Raw genomic sequence first — 17,577 nt, 5'->3', positions numbered from 1 at the left:
TGCTCCTCGTCAATGATGAGCAGGCCCAGGTCTTTGAACTTCACCGACTCGCTCAGCAGCTTGTGTGTGCCCACCACAATGTCCACGCTGCCATCGGCCAGGCCTTTGGCGGCAGCGGTAATTTCCTTGGCCGAGCGGAAGCGGCTCATCTCGGCAATCTTCACCGGCCATTTGGCAAAGCGGTCCACCAGCGTCTGGTAATGCTGCTCGGCCAGCAGCGTGGTCGGGGCCAAAAACGCCACCTGTTTGCCGCCGGTAATGGCAACAAACGCGGCGCGCAGGGCTACTTCGGTCTTGCCAAAACCAACGTCACCACACACAAGCCGGTCCATCGGGCGCGGGCTGATCATGTCCTGGATCACCGCGTGGATGGCCGCTTTTTGGTCGGCGGTTTCCTCAAAGCCGAATTCATTGGCAAAGGCCTCGTAGTCGGCGGGCGAGTACCTGAAGGCATGGCCTTCGCGCGCGGCGCGGCGGGCGTAGATGTTGAGCAGTTCGGCGGCGCTGTCGCGCACCTGCTCGGCGGCCTTGCGTTTGGCCTTTTCCCACTGGCCGCTGCCCAGCTTGTGCCAGGGCGCCTCGTCGGGGCTGACGCCGGTGTAACGGCTGATCAGTTGCAACTGGCTCACCGGCACATAGAGCGTGGCCTGGTCGGCGTATTCCAGGTGCAAAAATTCCTGCACCTCGGGCTCGCCGTTGGGCAGCTTGTTGCCGATATCCAGGTTGATCAGGCCGCGGTAGCGGCCAATGCCGTGGGCCGAATGCACCACCGGGTCGCCCACTTTCAGTTCACTCAGGTCCTTGATGAGCGCTTCAACGTCGCTCACCTGCTCCTGTTTCTTGCGCCGGCGCGTGGTCGGGCCGGCGGCAAAGAGTTCGGTCTCGGTGACAAAGTCAATGCCCGCCTCAAGCCAGGCAAAGCCCGTGGCCAGGCCGGAGGTGGCAATGCCAATGGGCTCTTTGCTCGCCTGAAACTCGGCCAGCGAGTCAAAAGATGGCGGGTCGAACTGGCTGCTGTGCAAAAAGTCGAGCAGGCTGGCACGCCGGCCATCGCTTTCGGCCAGCACCAGCACGCGCTGCTGCGTGTTGCGGATGTGGGTTTTGAGTTTGGCCAGCGGGTCCTCGGCCCCGCGCACCACGGTCAGGTCGCCCAGGCGCACAAAATGCGCGCTGTCGGCTACTTCGTCCACCGCCGTGCGCAGCGCCAGCTGGGCATGCTGGTTGACCCGGGCGTAAAACTGCTCGGTGCTTAAAAACAGGGCGTCGGGTGGCAGCACCGGCCGCTCCAGGTCGCCCTGCACCAGCCGGTAACGCTCACGCGTGTCCTGCCAAAAATGCGCAAAGGCCGGTTCCAGGTCGCCGTGCAGCACCACCGTGGCGGCCTCGCCCAGGTAGTCAAAAACGGTCGCGGTCTCGTCAAAAAACAGTGGCAGGTAGTACTCGATGCCCGCCGTGGCCACGCCCGTGCCCATGTCCTTGTAAATCCGGCTGCGCGTCGGATCACCTTCGAGCAGTTCGCGCCAGCGGCCCCGAAAGCGCGCACGGGCGTCGTCATCCATCGGAAACTCGCGTCCGGGCAGCAGCCGCACCTCAGGCACCGGGTACAGGCTGCGCTGGCTGTCGGGGTCAAAGGTGCGAATGCTGTCGATCTCGTCGTCAAACAAGTCCACCCGGTACGGCACCAGCGAGCCCATGGGAAACAGGTCGATCAGACCGCCGCGCACCGCATATTCGCCGGGGCTTACCACCTGCGTCACATGGCTGTAGCCGGCCAATGTCAACTGTGCCTTGAGCTTGGCCTCGTTGAGCTGCTGCTTGACCTTGAACTGAAAGGTGTAGGCGGCCAGAAAGGAGGGTGGCGCCAGCCGGTACAGCGCCGTGGTGGCCGGCACGATGACCACATCGGCCCCGGTGTCATGGTCGCGCTGGCTAATGCGCCACAGCGTGGCCAGGCGTTCGCTGATCAGGTCCTGGTGCGGCGAAAAAGTGTCATACGGCAGCGTTTCCCAGTCCGGGAACAACACGCAGCGCAGCGCGGGCGCAAAAAACGCCATCTCCTCGATCAGCCGCTGGGCGTCAAGGGCGTTTGCGGTGACGATGGCCGTGACCTGGTGTTTCGTCTTGTCGCGCAAGGCCAGTTGCGCCAGCAGCAGGGCATCGGCCGAGCCGACCGGGCGCGGCAAGGTGTAGCGTTTGCCGGGGCTAAGTTTGGGTAAATCCATGAAAGGCGAGCAGTCCGTCAGTGTCGATGGGCGCGATAAAAACGCCAAAACCCTGCGCAAAGATTGGCAGGGTGTGTGGGCTCGATTCTAGAATGCAGGCCACACCATGACAGAACTTACCGACATTGCCCTTGCACCCACCGCCGCACCCCGCTGCTGGGCGCTCATTCCCTGTGCCGGCACGGGCTCGCGCGCTGGCGCGGCAGGCCCCAAGCAGTACCAGACTTTGGCGGGCCAGCCCATGGTGATGCACACCCTGGCCGCCTTTGCCGAGGTCCCGCGCATCGACCAAACCCTGGTGGTGGTATCACCGGAAGACACGTTTTTTCAAACCCCAGAGGCGAAAAATGCGTCATTTCTCATCGCACCCTGCGGCGGTTCCACCCGGGCCGGCAGTGTCTTCAACGGCTTGAGCGCCCTGCTGGCAGAAGGCGCGGTGCCGCATGACTGGGTGCTGGTGCACGACGCGGCGCGCTGCCTGATCACCCCCGCACAAATAGACCAGTTGCTTGACGCCTGCCTGGAGGACGAAGTCGGCGGTCTGTTGGCCTTGCCACTGCCCGACACCCTCAAGGCAGCGCAGTCGGGCAGGGTGGCAGCTACCTTGCCACGTGACGATAAATGGTTGGCACAAACCCCGCAGATGTTCCGCATTGGCAGCTTGTTGGAAGCCCTGGAGCTGGCGGGCGATACCGTCACAGACGAGTCCCGCGCCATCGAAGCCATGGGCCTGGCGCCAAAACTGGTGGTGGGCAGTGCGCAGAATTTCAAGGTCACCTACCCGGAAGATTTTGCGCTGGCGCAGGCGCTGCTGCAGAGTCGCCAGGCCTAGGAATATGAGTCAATGCAAGAGGCAAATTAAATGAATTTCAGAATCGGTGAAGGCTGGGACATTCACGCGCTGGTGGCCGGGCGCAAGCTCATGCTGGGTGGTGTCGAGGTGCCGCACCACTTGGGACTGCTGGGCCATTCGGACGCCGACGTGCTGCTGCACGCCATCACCGACGCCCTGCTGGGTGCGGCGGCGCTGGGCGACATCGGCACGCATTTCCCCGACACGGATGCCCAGTTCAAGGGCGCTGATTCAAGGGTGCTGCTGAGTGAGGTCGCCCGCCAGGTGCGCGCCAGGGGTTTCGAGATTGGCAACGTCGACAGCACCATCATCGCCCAGGCGCCCAAGTTGATGCCCTTCATGCCGGCCATTCGCGCCAGTGTCGCGCAGACTTTGGGCATCGAGCTGGATCAGGTCAACGTCAAAGCCAAGACCGCCGAAAAAATGGGCCCGGTCGGCCTGGGCCAGGCCATGGAAGCGCGCGCGGTGGTGTTGCTGACGTTTTAACCTGAGCGTTTTTTAGTTCTGCAGCGTGTGCAGCGGGATGTCGTGCTGTAGCGCTAATTCCTGCAGCGCCTGGCAACTGCGCTGCGCCACAAACCCGGCGATGGCCTGGCGCGTTGAAGCTTCCATCATCATGGCGGGCGTGGTCCAGGTCAGCCCCGCAGCAGTGCACAGGGACCGGGCGAAATGCGGCTCCAGCGCGGCCAGCGCCACCCGGCCGTCCAGGCAACGGTAAAGCTGGTAGCCGGCGTGGCCGCCGCCCAGCAGGGTGCCCGGTTGGGTCAGGCCCCAGTGGTGCGGTTGGGCCAGATGGGCAGCGGCTTGCGACAGGGCGACCTCAAAACGATGCCCTTGACCAGTTCGCCCTTGCAGCAGCACCGCCTGCAACACGGCCTCCACCGCCATCAGCGCACCGCCCATGTCAGCGTACAGCGTGGCGGGCAGGTCGAGCCCGGTGACAAGCTCGTTTTCAGCCAGGTAGGTGAGGTCGTGGCCAGGCAACTCGGCCTGCGGGCTTGGTGCACCGACGATGGCTACCAGCGACAGCGCCGGACAGTGCTGGTGCAGGCCGTCCCAGTCCAGCCCCAGCTTGCGCAAGGCGCTGGGTCGAAACGAGGTCAACAGCACGTCGATGTTGGCCAGCTCGCTATGCAACCGGTGTTGACCGGCCTCGGTCTTGAGGTCGACCGTCTCGACACGGATGCCAGCGTGCAGGGCGTCATAGGCCGCGCAGCTGTAGAGGCTCATCGGATCGCCCGTGATGCCGGCGGGCGCGTTGGCCGGAGCCGGGGGTTCGAACTTGACGCAACTGGCGCCCATTTGCCTGAGCCGCAACAAGGCGGCCGGCCCGGGCAGATTCAGGCTCAGGCTGAGGATGTTTACGCCCTTGAGGGCTTGCGGGCTTGCGGGAGAGGTGGCCATGGCGTCATGTAGCGGTCTTGTTGAGCGTCTATTGTCAAGCACGTGAGGCCATCATGGGTAAAGCGGGCCTGCCAGCTGCCATAGGGTGGGGTGGTTAGAATTGAGGGTCAGCAAGATCATTTCATCTTGCCATTTTTTGCCGTCCGACATGCGCTTGCCCTGGTCTGGCGGAGCCTCTAGAAGCGGTTGATTCGCTCAAGGATTTTCATGAAACGTGTTGATGATTTTCGCCTGAAGTTCGGTCAAAAAGAGTACGTTCCGATCATGGTCGGCGGTATGGGTGTGGATATTTCAACCGCAGAGCTGGCGTTGGAAGCGGCCCGGCTGGGTGGCATTGGCCACATCTCGGATGCCATGGTGAACGATGTCTCGGACCGGCGCTTTGACACCAGCTTTGTCAAGGACAAGACCAAGCAATACAAGTACAACATCAACAACGCCGATAAATCCGGCGTCAAGTTCGATCTGGATGTGCTTGCCGACGCCACCCGTCGCCATGTGGGCGCCACCATGGAAGCCAAAAAGGGCGATGGCCTGATTTTTGTCAACTGCATGGAAAAGCTCACCATGAACGGCCCGCGCGAGACGCTGCAGGTGCGCATGGCCTCGGCCCTGGATGCCGGCATTGACGGCATCACCATGAGCGCCGGTCTGCACCTGGGTTCGTTTGGCCTGATTGCCGACCACCCGCGTTTTCGCGATGCCAAGCTGGGCATCATCGTCTCCAGCGTGCGTGCCTTGCAGTTGTTCCTGCGCAAAAACGCCCGTTTGAACCGCTTGCCAGACTTTGTGATTGTGGAAGGCCCGCTGGCTGGTGGTCACCTGGGCTTTGGCCTGGACTGGGCGCAATACGACCTGGCGACCATCATTGCCGAGGTCATCCAGTACGTCAAGGACGAGCAACTCAACATCCCGGTGATTGCCGCTGGTGGCATTTTCACCGGCAGCGATGCGGTGTCGTTTCTCGAGGCCGGCTCTGCCGCAGTGCAGGTGGCCACGCGCTTTACCGTGGCCAACGAATGCGGTCTGCCGGCCGACGTCAAGCAGGACTATTTCCTTGCCAACGAGGACGACATCGAGGTCAACACCATTTCGCCCACCGGCTACCCGATGCGCATGCTCAAGGGCTCACCCGCCATTGGCGACGGCATTCGGCCGGGTTGCGAGTCCTACGGGTATTTGCTCGACGGCAACGGCAATTGCGCCTACATCACGTCGTACAACCGGGAGCTCGCCCTGCACCCCGATGGCAAGAACATCTCGGTCACGGACAAGACCTGCCTGTGCACGCAGATGCGCAATTTCAAGCTCTGGACCTGCGGGCATTACACCTACCGCCTCAAGGACACCACCACGCGCAACGCGGATGGCACCTACAAGACACTCAGTGCCGAGCACATTTTCAAGGACTACCAGTACAGCGTCGATCACCAGATCGCACTGCCGGCCTGATTCCTAGAACTGGATGCCCGTCGGGTTGCTGGGGCTGATCTTGATGTCGGTGACCGGCGGCAGTGCCGGGGCTGCGGGCGCTGGGGCGCTGGCTGGCGCGACAGGTTTCTCCGGCGTTGCCAGCGGCGCAGCCTGGGGTGCCCGGTACGTGGCTGGCAAGCTGCTGCGCTCGGGGTAGCCTGCCGCAGTCAGATAGTCGGTCCACTCCGACGCCGAAAAGCCCGCCACCTGCTGGTTGCCGATGGACAGGAAAGGCAAAGAGTTGCTGCCGCTTAAGCGTTGAAAAGCCTCGGCATCCTGTACCGAGCTGATGGTTTTTTCTGAAAATGGCACGCCGCGGCCAAGCAACAGCTTGCGGCCACTGTCGCAAGGTGCGCAATTGTTGCTGGTGTAAAGCGTGACAGGGTATTTGCCGACGACCTGGCGCAACGCGAAGGGCAGCGCGGCGCCGCTCGGGGCGGCTGCTGGAGCCGCTGCCGCCGTGTTGTCCACCGGGCTCACCTTGCTGGCCGATGCACCGCCTGGCATGTCCGAAAACGTCACTTGACCGTCGGGTCCGACGATGCGGTAAACCGTTTGCGCCTGCAACTGCGCCGCCCCCCCCAGCAGGATGCTGCTGCACAGCCCGACCAACAGCCAGCGCGGCACTTCGGGTACGCCGGAACATGCCGCGTGATTTGCAGGAATAGGTGTTTGCATCGGTTGTCCTCCTTAAGCGGTTTGCGTCATCCCCTGATGGCGAAGCAAGGCATCCAGGGTGGGCTCACGGCCACGAAACGCCTTGAACGACTCGATGGCAGGTCGACTGCCGCCAGCTTCCAGAATGGCCTGGCGGTATTTTTGCCCAGTTTCAATGTTTGGTAAACCGTCTGCGCCCATGGTCTCCTCAAAAGCGGCGTAGGCGTCGCTGCTGAGCACCTCGGCCCATTTGTAGCTGTAGTAGCCGGCGGCATAACCACCGGCAAAGATGTGGCTGAAGGTGTGCGCCGTGCGCGCCCAGGCGGGAGGCAGCAGCACGGCCACTTCCTGGCGCACCTGTTGCAGCAGCGGCATGATGTCGTGGGCCGGATCATGTGAGGTGTGCAGCAGCATGTCAAACAGCGAAAACTCGATCTGGCGCAGCGTCTGCATGCCGCTCTGGAAGTTTTTGGCCGCCAGCATCTTGTCGAACAGCGCGCGCGGCAGTGGCGCGTCGGTGTCCACATGGGCCGTCATTTTTTTGATGACGTCCCACTCCCAGCAGAAGTTCTCCATGAACTGGCTGGGCAGTTCCACCGCGTCCCATTCCACGCCGCTGATACCCGAGACGTCGCGCTCGTTAACCTGCGTCAGCAGGTGATGCAGGCCGTGGCCGAATTCATGGAACAGCGTGGTGACGTCGTCGTGCGTCAACAAGGCCGGTTTGCCGTTGACACCACTGGCAAAGTTGCACACCAGATGCGCCACCGGGGTTTGCAACTGCTGCGTGTCGGGGCGCAGCCAGCGCGCACGCACGTCGTCCATCCAGGCGCCGCCGCGCTTGCCGTTGCGTGCCTGCGGGTCCAGGTAAAACTGGCCGACCAGCTCGGAGCCGCCTTGCGCGTTGGCCCGCTCGATGCGGAAAAAGCGCACCGACTCATGCCACACCGGCGCATGGTCTTCGCGGATGGACACTTCGAACAGGGTTTGCACAATGTTGAACAGGCCGGCCAGCACGCGCGGCAGCGGGAAGTACTGTTTGACTTCCTGCTCGTTGAAGGCGTAACGCGCTTCCTTGAGCTTTTCGCTGATGAAAGGCCAGTCCCAGGCTTGCGGCTCGGTCAGGTGCAACTGCTCCTTGGCAAAGCTGCGCAGGTCGGCCAGGTCCTGCTCGGCAAAGGGGCGGGCGCGCTGGGCCAGGTCACGCAAAAACGTTGCCACCTGCTCAGGCGAGTCGGCCATTTTGGGCACCACCGACAGCGTGCCGAAATTGGGGTAACCCAACAACTTGGCTTCTTCCAGGCGCAGCGCCAGCAGCTCGTTGATGATGTCGGTGTTGTCGAACTGACTCAGGTCGGTGCCGGCCTGGTCGGAGGCGCGGGTGACATAGGCACGGTACAGCGTCTGGCGCAGCGCGCTGCTGCTGGCAAACTGCATCACCGGCAGGTAGCACGGCATTTTCAGGGTGAGCTTGTAGCCTTCCTTGCCGTCGACCTGGGCGGCGTTGCGGGCGGTTTGCCTGACGTCGTCGGGCAGACCGTCAAGCTCGGCGTCCGTCGCGTAATAGGCAAAGGCGTCGGTGGCGTCGAGGGCGTTTTCGCTGAACTTCTGGCCCAGGAAAGCCTGGCGTTCGGCAATGGCCGCAAAGCGTTCACGGTCAGCGCCCTGCAGGTCGGCACCACCGAGCACAAAGTTGCGTAGCGCATTTTTGAGCGCCTGGCGCTGTTCGCTGTTGAGGGCTTCCGGGTTGATGGCGCGGTACTTGGCATAGAGCCGTTCATCCGCGCCCAGGCGTGTGTAGAACTCGGTGACCTTGGGCAGGGCGGCGTTGTAGGCGGCACGCAGTTCAGGCGTGTCGGCCACGCTGTTGAGGTGGCTGACGCTGCCCCAGGCGCGTGACAAGCGCTCGGTGGCCACGTCCAGCACCACGGCAATGCCGGTCCAGCTGGGTGCAAAGTCGGACGCTGTGACAGCTTCGAGTGCGGCGTTGGCTTCGGCCAGCAGTTGTTCAATGGCCGACTCAACGTGCTCCGGACCGATCTGGTCAAAGTGCGGCAGACCTTCAAAGGAGAGCAGGGGATTGGACATACATTTAATTGGTTGAGGACAGAGCTGGTTCACTTCGTGTAACTGCGGTCTGTCCCGCAAAGACATTAGTTAGTTGTTTGCAGCGCGTTCAGCGGCTTCGAGGGTGTTGACCAGCAGCATGGTAATGGTCATGGGGCCAACCCCGCCCGGCACCGGGGTAATGGCGCTGGCGACCTGGCGCACGCCGGCAAAGTCGACGTCACCGCACAACTTGCCTTCATCGTTGCGGTTCATGCCCACGTCCAGCACCACGGCGCCGGGTTTGACCATGTCGGCGGTCAGCACATTGCGTTTGCCCACAGCGGCCACAATCACATCGGCCTGCAGCGTGAAGGCCTTGAGGTCGGGTGTGGCGCTGTGACAAATGGTGACGGTGGCATTTTTTTGCAGCAGCATCAGGGCCATGGGCTTGCCGACGATGTTGGAGCGGCCGATCACCACGGCGTGTTTGCCACGCAGGTCGTAGTTGATGGATTCCAGCATCTTCATGCAGCCATACGGCGTGCAGGGCCAGAAACCCGGCATGCCGGTCATCAGGGCACCGGCGCTGGCGACGTGAAAACCATCGACATCCTTCAACGGCGAAATGGCTTCGATCACCTTGGTGGCGTCAATGTGCTTGGGCACCGGCAATTGCACCAGGATGCCGTGAATGGCGGGGTCGGCGTTCAGGGCGGCAATGCGCGCCAGCAGTTCTGGCTCGGTCAAGCTGGCGTCAAATTTCTCCAGAACCGAATGAAAACCGCAGTCTTCACAACCCTTGACCTTGTTGCGCACATAGACCTCGCTGGCCGGGTTGTCGCCCACCAGAATCACCGCCAGGCCTGGCGTGACGCCGCGTGCCTTGAGGGCCTGGACCCGGGCGACCAGGTCCGCGCGGAGCTTTTTGGAGAGCGCGACGCCATCGATGATGTGGGCGCTGGGGCTGTGAGTGGTCATGTCAATGTCATCCATAAAAAAAGCCCGCTGGTCCGAAAAGGGGCGGGCATGTTGGCTAGAGGCCGGGTGATGGGGTGCTCAGGCCTTGACGGCGTTGGGTCCCAGCGCAATTTTGAGCAGGTCAGCCACGGTGTTGGCGCTGAGCTTTTCCATGATGTTGGCGCGGTGCGCCTCCACCGTTTTGATGCTGATGCCAAGGTCGTCGGCAATTTGTTTGTTCAGACGGCCCGCCACGATGCGTTCCAGCACCTGGGACTCGCGCAGCGTCAGGCGACCCATCAGGGCGTCGCGGTTGAGGGCATTTTGAAATTCCGCAAACGAATCCTTGGCCTGTTCGAGCATGCGCTCAACCAAAGGCACCAATTGTTCTTCGTTGAAGGGTTTCTGGATAAAGTCCATGGCCCCCTTTTTCATGGTGTCGACGGCCATGGGGACATCGCCGTGGCCGGTGATGAAGGCCAGTGGCAGCGGCGAGCCGTTCTCGATTAGGCGGTTTTGCAGTTCCAGGCCGGTCATGCCACCCATGCGGATGTCAACGATCAGGCAGGCTACCTCACGTGCGTCAAAACGGCTCAGAAAAGACTCGGCGGAGTCAAAGCAGCGCACGCGGTAGTCTTTGCCCTCCAGCAACCATTGCAAGGAGTCGCGCACGGCCTCATCGTCGTCAACGACGTACACAGTGCCTTTTTTGGGGATCAAACTCATGGTGGTATCTGCAAGGTGGGTTGGACAAAACGCTTTGTGGGCGCTGTCGGCAGGGGCTCGGCGACCGGAATCCAGAAGGTAAAGCAGCAGCCCGTCACGATTGCGCCATTGTAAAGGTTCTCGGCTTTCATTCGACCCATGTGCGATTCCACGATGGAGCGGCACAAACTCAGGCCGATGCCCATGCCCTCGGCCTTGGTGGAATAAAACGCCTCGTACAGGTGTTCCATCATGTCGGGTGAAATGCCCGCGCCGGAGTCGACGACCTTGAACTCGATGACCGGCTTGTCATTGACATAGGCTTGCGCCACGGTCAGCTTGATCAGTCGTTGCGCGGTCGGGCGTTGCGCCGCATCGACCGACTCGGCTGCGTTTTTCAGCAGGTTGAGCAAGACCTGTTCGATCAGGATGGGGTCAACCAGCACCATGGGCAGCCTGGGCACCAGGTATTGGCTGAGTTTGACATTGCGCCGGCGCAGCTCGATTTCTGCCAGTTCCACCGCCTCGGTGACCATGGTGGCCACGTTGGACAGGGTGCGGTTGGGTTCGCTGCGTTTCACAAAGGAACGGATATGGTGAATGATCTGGCCGGCGCGGTGCGCCTGCTTGGCTGTTTTTTCCAGGGCACCCAGCAGTTCGTCCTCGTTGATCTGCTTGCTCCTGATGCGCGACACCATGCCATTGCAATAGTTGTTGATGGCGGTGAGCGGCTGGTTGAGTTCATGGGCCACGCTGGACGCCATTTCACCCATGGTGATGAGGCGGCTGGCGGTTTGCGCGCGCTCGGCTTGCACCTGCGACTGTTGTTCGGCGTTGCGCCGGGCCGTGATGTCGGTGGCAATCACCATTTGCGCCAGGCGGCCATCAACCCAGCTCAGGTAACGGGTGCGAACCTCGAGCCAGCGGCCCAGCGTGCCCAGGTAGATCTCGGCACTTTCAGCCTCCTTGTCGGCCAGTTGGTTGGTGGGCAGACCGGCAAAGGCATCCACCTCGTCCTGGGTTTCATCACTGGCCACGGGCGGTGGCACGCCGGCTTCGGCCACCAGTTGCACGTGACCGTCAGCCTGGGCGCTGAACCATTGGCGATAGAGTTTGTTGGCAAACAGCAGCTCGCTGCTGCCCAGTGGAGCGACGGAAATCGAGGCGTCCAGCGCTTCCAGCACCGTGGTGAAGCGTTCATACGAGGCGGCCAATTGTTCGCGCACCCGGGTCGGCTCCGTGATGTCGATCATGGACGTCATCCAGCCAGTTTGCTGGCCAAAGGCATCGATCAGGGGGGACACATAGAGCCGGGCTTCGATGATGACGCCGTCCTTGCGCTTGACGCGGAAATGGATGCCGCTGGGCAGGATGTTGCCCGACAATTCATCCTTGAGCCGCTGCTTGAGCATCTCGTAATCCTCCTCCGGCCAGTAGGGAAAAGGGGCGGTTTGACCCACCAGTTCCTCTTCGCTCCAGCCAGTCATCTGGCAAAACGCGGTGTTCACATAAGTGATGCGGCCCTGCAGGTCCATGGTGCGCATGCCGGTCAGAATGGAGTTTTCCATGGCGCGGCGAAAGGCGGTTTCCTGCACCAGCGCGTCTTGTGCCTGAATGCGCCTGCGGGTGTGACTCCAGTTGGCCAGCAGCAGCCAGGCAGTGATGGCGCTCAGCACCATGACCAACCAGAACAGGCCACTGCCGATCACACCCAGTGAGGTGCGGTAAGCCTGGCCCTGAATCGTCAAGCCGTTGCCAATGGGGGAAACCGGCATCTCATAAGCATTGATGGGGCTGGCCCAAGGCAACAGCTGGCGCTTGAGACGGCTTGCTGAAATGGTGGTTCCGGCCAGCAATTTGCCCTGTGCGTCCTGCAGGGACATGGCGTATTTGGCGTTGATTTCGTTGGGGATGCCGTAAAGAAACAAGGCGTCCACAGAATAAAGCGCCAGCAGGGTGCCCTTGAATTTGGCTTGTTCGATCAGCGGCAGATGCAGCTCCAGCATGCTGTCGCGTCCGGGCGTCGTTTGTGGTGCGGAATAAATCGGCACCAGCAACTGGCGCGCCAACGCGAAGTTGTCGGCGGATTGCGTGCTGTTCTTGGCGGATTCATTGGTCTTTTGCGGCGGCATCGGCCGATTGGCTGTGTGGTAGTCCACCCTGACGCGGCGCCGCTCATCGATCCAGGCCAGACCCTGCACCTCCGGGTAGAGGTTGACCAAAGCCTCAGCGCGGTTCAGGAAGTCCTGGTGACTGATCTCCCGGCTGGCGACCTCCCGCGCAAAGCGCCCCAGCTGTTCCTGTTGTTCGAGCAGGCGCAAACGCAGGCGCTGCTGGGTGTACTCCACATCGCGGCTGATGGCCTCGCGCTCACGTGAAATTTCTTCAAGGCGCAGGTAGGCAAAGGCAGACAGGATGGCCACCAGAAAAAGCACCACCGCGGCCAACGGTGCCAGCATGGCAAAGCGATCCTGGCGCTGGGGCGTCAGGCGCGACCACCAGGTTTTCAGGCGCTGCAGTGGGGAGGCTGGCAAGGCCTTGGGAAGGAAGAGGTTTTCTGGCAACGGCATGGTGCGAGTGTAGGAGAGTCGTCATGAAATATTTATTTCATAATACAAAAAACATAAACACCATTTGAAATTTATGATCAATCCCGCTAAAATTTGATCAGCCCCCAAAATGGTAAATTCCACTACCATTCACGGGCCGAACAATACAGGAGACAACACATGTCAGTTACACCCGAGAGCCGAGTAGGCGTTTCCGCGCCAGACGCCGACACCCAGGAAACCCGCGAATGGATGGACGCTTTGAGCGCCGTGATTCAAAGCGAAGGCCCCGAGCGTGCCCACTTCCTTCTTGAGCAGTTGCTGGAGCATGCCCGCCAAAGCAGCATTGACATGCCGTTCTCGGCCAACACCGGCTACGTCAACACCATCGAGACCGACCAGGAAGAGCGTTGCCCTGGCAACATCGAAATCGAAGAACGCCTGCGCGCCTACATGCGCTGGAACGCCATGGCCATGGTCGTCAAGGCCAACCGACACTATCCGGCAGATGGCGGTGATCTGGGCGGTCACATTGGCTCGTTCGCTTCACTGGCCCACATGTTTGGCGCCGGCTTCAATCATTTCTGGCACGCCGAATCTGAAAACCACGGTGGCGACTGCCTCTACATCCAGGGCCACGTCGCTCCTGGTGTTTATGCCCGCGCCTACATGGAAGGCCGCCTGACCGAAGAGCAACTGCTGCATTTCCGCCAGGAAACCGATGGCAAGGGCTTGTCGAGCTACCCGCACCCCAAGCTCATGCCCGAGTTCTGGCAGTTCCCCACCGTCTCCATGGGTTTGGGCCCGCTGATGGCGATTTACCAGGCACGCTTCCTCAAGTACCTTCATGCGCGTGGCATTGCCAACACTGAAAACCGCAAGGTCTGGGTGTTCTGCGGTGACGGTGAAATGGATGAGGTGGAATCTTTGGGCGCCATCGGCTTGGCCGCCCGCGAGAAACTTGACAACCTGGTGTTTGTCATCAACTGCAACCTGCAGCGCCTGGACGGCCCGGTGCGCGGCAACGGCAAGATCATCCAGGAGTTGGAGGGCACCTTCCGCGGTGCCGGCTGGAACGTGATCAAACTGATCTGGGGCAGCAACTGGGACCCGCTGCTCGCGCGCGACAAGGACGGTGCCCTGCGCAAGGTCATGATGGACACACTCGACGGTGACTACCAGACCTTCAAGTCCAATGACGGCGCCTATGTGCGCAAGCATTTCTTTGGCCGTGATCCCAAGACGCTTGAGATGGTGGCCAAGCTCAGTGATGACGACATCTGGAACCTGCGCCGCGGCGGGCATGACCCGCAAAAGGTCTATGCTGCCTACCACGCCGCGGTGAATCACAAGGGTCAGCCGACGGTGCTGTTGATCAAGACCGTCAAGGGTTTTGGCATGGGCAAGAGCGGCGAGGGCAAGAACAACGTGCACCAGACCAAGAAGCTCACCGACGAAGACATCAAGATCTTCCGCGACCGTTTCAACATCCCGATCCCGGACAGCCAGATTGCCGACATTCCGTTTTACAAGCCGGCCGACGACACGCCGGAAATGAAATACCTGCACGAGCGCCGCAAAGCGCTGGGCGGCTACTTGCCGCACCGCCGCACCAAGGCCGACGAGCACTTCACCGTGCCGGCGCTTGAGGTCTTCAAGAGTGTGATGGAACCCACCGCAGAAGGCCGCGAAATCTCGACCACCCAAGCCTATGTGCGCTTTTTAACGCAGTTGCTGCGCGACCAGGCACTGGGTCCGCGTGTGGTCCCGATTCTGGTGGACGAAGGCCGCACCTTTGGCATGGAAGGGCTGTTCCGCCAGATCGGCATCTACAACCCCGATGGCCAGCAATACACGCCGGTCGACAAAGACCAGGTGATGTACTACAAGGAAGACGTCAAGGGCCAGGTGCTGCAGGAAGGCATCAACGAGGCCGGCGGCATGGCCAGCTGGATCGCGGCGGCCACCAGCTACTCCACCAGCAACCGCATCATGGTGCCGTTTTATGTGTATTACTCGATGTTCGGCTTCCAGCGCATTGGCGACCTGGCCTGGGCCGCCGGCGACATGCAGGCACGCGGCTTCTTGCTGGGCGGTACCTCGGGGCGCACCACGCTCAACGGCGAAGGCCTGCAGCACGAAGACGGCCACAGCCATATTCTGGCGGGCACCATTCCGAACTGCGTGTCTTATGACCCGACCTTTGCCCACGAAGTCGGCGTGATCCTGCACCATGGCTTGAAGCGCATGGTGGAGCGTCAGGAAAACGTGTACTACTACGTGACCCTGCTCAACGAAAACTACGCCATGCCCGGCCTCACGCCGGGCACCGAAGAGCAGATCATCAAGGGCATGTACCTGTGCAAACCCGGTGATGCGAATGCCAGCGGGCCGCGCGTGCAGCTGCTGGGTTCGGGCACCATCTTGCGTGAGAGCTTCTTTGCTCAGAAGTTGCTGGCCCAGGACTGGGGCGTGAGCGCCGACGTCTGGAGCTGCCCCAGCTTCAACGAGCTGGCGCGCGACGGCCAGGCCTGTGAACGTGTCAATCTGCTGCACCCCACCGATGCACCGCAGCTGTCGTTCGTGGCGCAGCAGCTGGCCAGCCATGACGGTCCGGTGGTGGCGTCGACCGACTACATGAAGGCCTATGCCGAACAGATTCGCCCGTTTATTCCGAAGGGCCGCACCTACAAGGTGCTGGGCACCGACGGCTTTGGTCGCAGCGACTTCCGCTCCAAACTGCGCGAGCACTTCGAGATCAACCGCCATTACATCGTGGTTGCCGCCCTCAAGGCCCTCAGCGAAGACGGCAAGGTGCCGGTCGCCAAGGTGGCCGAGGCCATTGCCAAGTACGGTATCAACACCGAAAAAGTTAATCCGCTCTACGCGTAAGCCAAAACAACTTTGCGGGTCAGACCACTTTGCGCAGCAAATGTGCTCTGACCCCAACTGAGATTGAAACCTTGCGGGTCAGACCACTTTGCGCAGCAAATGTGCTCTGACCCCAACTGACTAAGGATGAACAACATGGCAATCATAGAAATAACTGTCCCGGACATTGGGGACTTTGATGAGGTAACGGTCATCGAGTTGATGGTCAAGCCCGGCGACAGCGTTAAAGCGGAACAAAGCCTGATCACGGTGGAGTCGGACAAGGCCTCGATGGAAATACCCTCCAGCCACAGCGGTGTGGTCAAGGAACTCAAGGTCGGCTTGGGTGACAAGGTTAAAAAAGGCTCGCTGATCCTGATGCTCGAAGCGGCTGGAGAAGCGGCCGCCGCAGCACCAACCCCCGCAGCCGCTGCGGCGCCAGCTGCGTCAGCCGCCGCACCTGAAGCAGCCCCCGCTGCAGCACCGGCCGTTGCCAGCGGCCCGGTTGAAGTGCGTGTCCCCGACATTGGCGACTTCAAGGACGTCACCGTGATCGAGATCATGGTCAAGGCGGGCGATGCCGTCAAGGTTGAGCAAAGCCTGATCACCGTCGAGTCGGACAAAGCCTCGATGGAAATCCCGTCGAGCACAGCCGGCGTCGTCAAGGAACTCAAGGTCAAGCTTGGCGACAAGGTCAACATTGGCGACTTGCTGGCCATTCTGGAAGGCACTGCCAGCCTGGCCGCGGCACCCGCTGCCGCAGCGCCAGCATCGGCTCCGGCAGCGTCGGCAGTTGCTGCAGCGGCGCCCCCGCAAGTTGCTGTTGCCAGCGCCGTTGCCGCGCCGGCCCACGTGCCCACCGCAACACCTGCGCTCGGCCTGCCGCATGCGTCGCCGTCGGTGCGCAAGTTCGCCCGCGAACTCGGCGTGCCGTTGAATGAGGTCAAAGGCAGCGGCCTCAAGGGCCGTATCACCGACCACGACGTGCAGTCCTTCACGCGCTCGGTCATGAGCGGCGCGGTGCAAACCCTGGCCATTGCGGCCCAGCAGGCGGCCAAGCCAGCTGCCGGCGGCGGTGGCTCCGAGCTTGGCCTGATCCCGTGGCCCAAGGTCGACTTTGCCAAATTTGGTCCGATCGAGCGCAAGGAAATGTCGCGCATCAAGAAGATCAGCGGCGCCAACCTGCTGCGCAATGCCATCATGATTCCGGCGGTCACCAACCATGACGACTGCGACATCACCGACCTGGAGGCCTTCCGCGTTGCCACCAACAAGGAAAACGAGAAGAGTAGCATCAAGGTCACCATGCTCGCTTTCCTGATCAAGGCCTGCGTGGCCGCGCTCAAGAAATACCCCGAGTTCAACAGCAGCCTGGACGGCGATGCACTGATTTACAAGCAGTATTTCCACATCGGTTTTGCCGCTGACACGCCCAACGGCCTGATGGTGCCGGTGATCAAGGACGCTGACAAAAAAGGCATCTTCCAGATCAGCGCCGAGATGAGCGAACTGGCCAAGAAGGCGCGTGACGGCAAGTTGAGCCCGGCTGAAATGTCGGGCGCCAGCTTCACCATCAGCAGCCTGGGCGGTATTGGCGGGCGTTATTTCACGCCCATCATCAATGCGCCCGAGGTCGCCATTTTGGGGGTTTGCAAGTCGACCATGGAGCCGGTCTGGGACGGCAAAGCCTTCCAGCCGCGGCTGATGCTGCCGCTCAGCCTGACCTGGGACCACCGCGTGATCGACGGCGCCGCTGCGGCCCGCTTCAACGTCTACCTGGGTCAGATTCTGGGCGATTTCCGCAGGGTGCTCCTGTAATTTTGCGGGTCAGACCACT

At 61.5% G+C, this 17,577-nt stretch carries 12 protein-coding genes; 5 read left to right on the top strand and 7 right to left on the bottom strand.

The annotated features are described in order from the left end of the window. Window positions 1–2,222, bottom strand: a 2,222-nt coding sequence (locus tag Q7U49_RS05645; protein ID WP_304762983.1) for a DEAD/DEAH box helicase, incomplete at its 3' end; no start/stop codon positions are given. Window positions 2,223–2,328: 106 nt separating this feature from the next. On the opposite strand from Q7U49_RS05645, the gene ispD reads away from it, so the two are divergent. Together ispD and ispF are read left to right on the top strand one after the other, a co-directional pair. Then, the gene (gene ispD, locus Q7U49_RS05640) at window positions 2,329–3,054 is read left to right on the top strand and encodes a 2-C-methyl-D-erythritol 4-phosphate cytidylyltransferase (protein WP_304762981.1); all 726 of its coding nucleotides are present in this window, start codon (window positions 2,329–2,331) and stop codon (window positions 3,052–3,054) included. A gap of 30 nt (window positions 3,055–3,084) precedes the next feature. Further along, on the top strand, window positions 3,085–3,561 hold the full coding sequence (gene ispF / locus Q7U49_RS05635; RefSeq protein WP_304762979.1) for a 2-C-methyl-D-erythritol 2,4-cyclodiphosphate synthase: 477 nt from the start codon (window positions 3,085–3,087) through the stop codon (window positions 3,559–3,561). 12 nt (window positions 3,562–3,573) lie between these two features. On the opposite strand, the gene Q7U49_RS05630 is transcribed toward ispF, so the two are convergent. Next, on the bottom strand, window positions 3,574–4,479 hold the full coding sequence (locus tag Q7U49_RS05630) for a CoA transferase (RefSeq protein ID WP_304762978.1): 906 nt from the start codon (window positions 4,477–4,479) through the stop codon (window positions 3,574–3,576). 207 nt (window positions 4,480–4,686) lie between these two features. On the opposite strand from Q7U49_RS05630, the gene Q7U49_RS05625 reads away from it, so the two are divergent. Further along, the gene (locus Q7U49_RS05625; RefSeq protein WP_304762975.1) at window positions 4,687–5,931 is read left to right on the top strand and encodes a nitronate monooxygenase; all 1,245 of its coding nucleotides are present in this window, start codon (window positions 4,687–4,689) and stop codon (window positions 5,929–5,931) included. A gap of 3 nt (window positions 5,932–5,934) precedes the next feature. Here Q7U49_RS05625 and Q7U49_RS05620 read toward each other — a convergent pair whose 3' ends face one another. From Q7U49_RS05620 to Q7U49_RS05600, 5 genes are all read right to left on the bottom strand, one after another. Continuing rightward, window positions 5,935–6,630, bottom strand: coding sequence for a DUF4124 domain-containing protein (locus Q7U49_RS05620; RefSeq protein ID WP_304762973.1), 696 nt, complete (start codon window positions 6,628–6,630; stop codon window positions 5,935–5,937). Window positions 6,631–6,642: 12 nt separating this feature from the next. Beyond that, window positions 6,643–8,697 (bottom strand): M3 family metallopeptidase, encoded by a 2,055-nt coding sequence (locus Q7U49_RS05615; RefSeq protein ID WP_304762971.1) that lies wholly within the window; start codon window positions 8,695–8,697, stop codon window positions 6,643–6,645. Between the two features lie 69 nt (window positions 8,698–8,766). After that, a complete protein-coding gene (gene folD, locus Q7U49_RS05610) occupies window positions 8,767–9,636 on the bottom strand; it encodes a bifunctional methylenetetrahydrofolate dehydrogenase/methenyltetrahydrofolate cyclohydrolase FolD (RefSeq protein ID WP_304762968.1) in 870 nt (289 codons plus the stop codon). A gap of 78 nt (window positions 9,637–9,714) precedes the next feature. Beyond that, complete coding sequence (locus Q7U49_RS05605) at window positions 9,715–10,341, bottom strand: response regulator transcription factor (RefSeq protein WP_304762966.1); 627 nt, start codon at window positions 10,339–10,341, stop codon at window positions 9,715–9,717. After that, window positions 10,338–12,890, bottom strand: a complete 2,553-nt coding sequence (locus Q7U49_RS05600; RefSeq protein WP_304762963.1) for a PAS domain-containing sensor histidine kinase — start codon at window positions 12,888–12,890, stop codon at window positions 10,338–10,340. Before Q7U49_RS05600 ends, Q7U49_RS05605 begins: the two co-directional genes overlap by 4 nt. 159 nt (window positions 12,891–13,049) lie before the next feature. On the opposite strand from Q7U49_RS05600, the gene aceE reads away from it, so the two are divergent. After that, window positions 13,050–15,761, top strand: coding sequence for a pyruvate dehydrogenase (acetyl-transferring), homodimeric type (aceE, locus tag Q7U49_RS05595; RefSeq protein WP_304762961.1), 2,712 nt, complete (start codon window positions 13,050–13,052; stop codon window positions 15,759–15,761). Between the two features lie 135 nt (window positions 15,762–15,896). After that, complete coding sequence (gene aceF / locus Q7U49_RS05590) at window positions 15,897–17,558, top strand: dihydrolipoyllysine-residue acetyltransferase (protein WP_304762960.1); 1,662 nt, start codon at window positions 15,897–15,899, stop codon at window positions 17,556–17,558. Window positions 17,559–17,577 lie beyond the last annotated feature (19 nt).

The organism is Rhodoferax sp. (assembly GCF_030653815.1).
GTDB lineage: Bacteria > Pseudomonadota > Gammaproteobacteria > Burkholderiales > Burkholderiaceae_C > Rhodoferax.
Note: the sequence above shows the minus strand (reverse complement) of the source record. Positions and strands in the feature narration are given on the sequence as shown.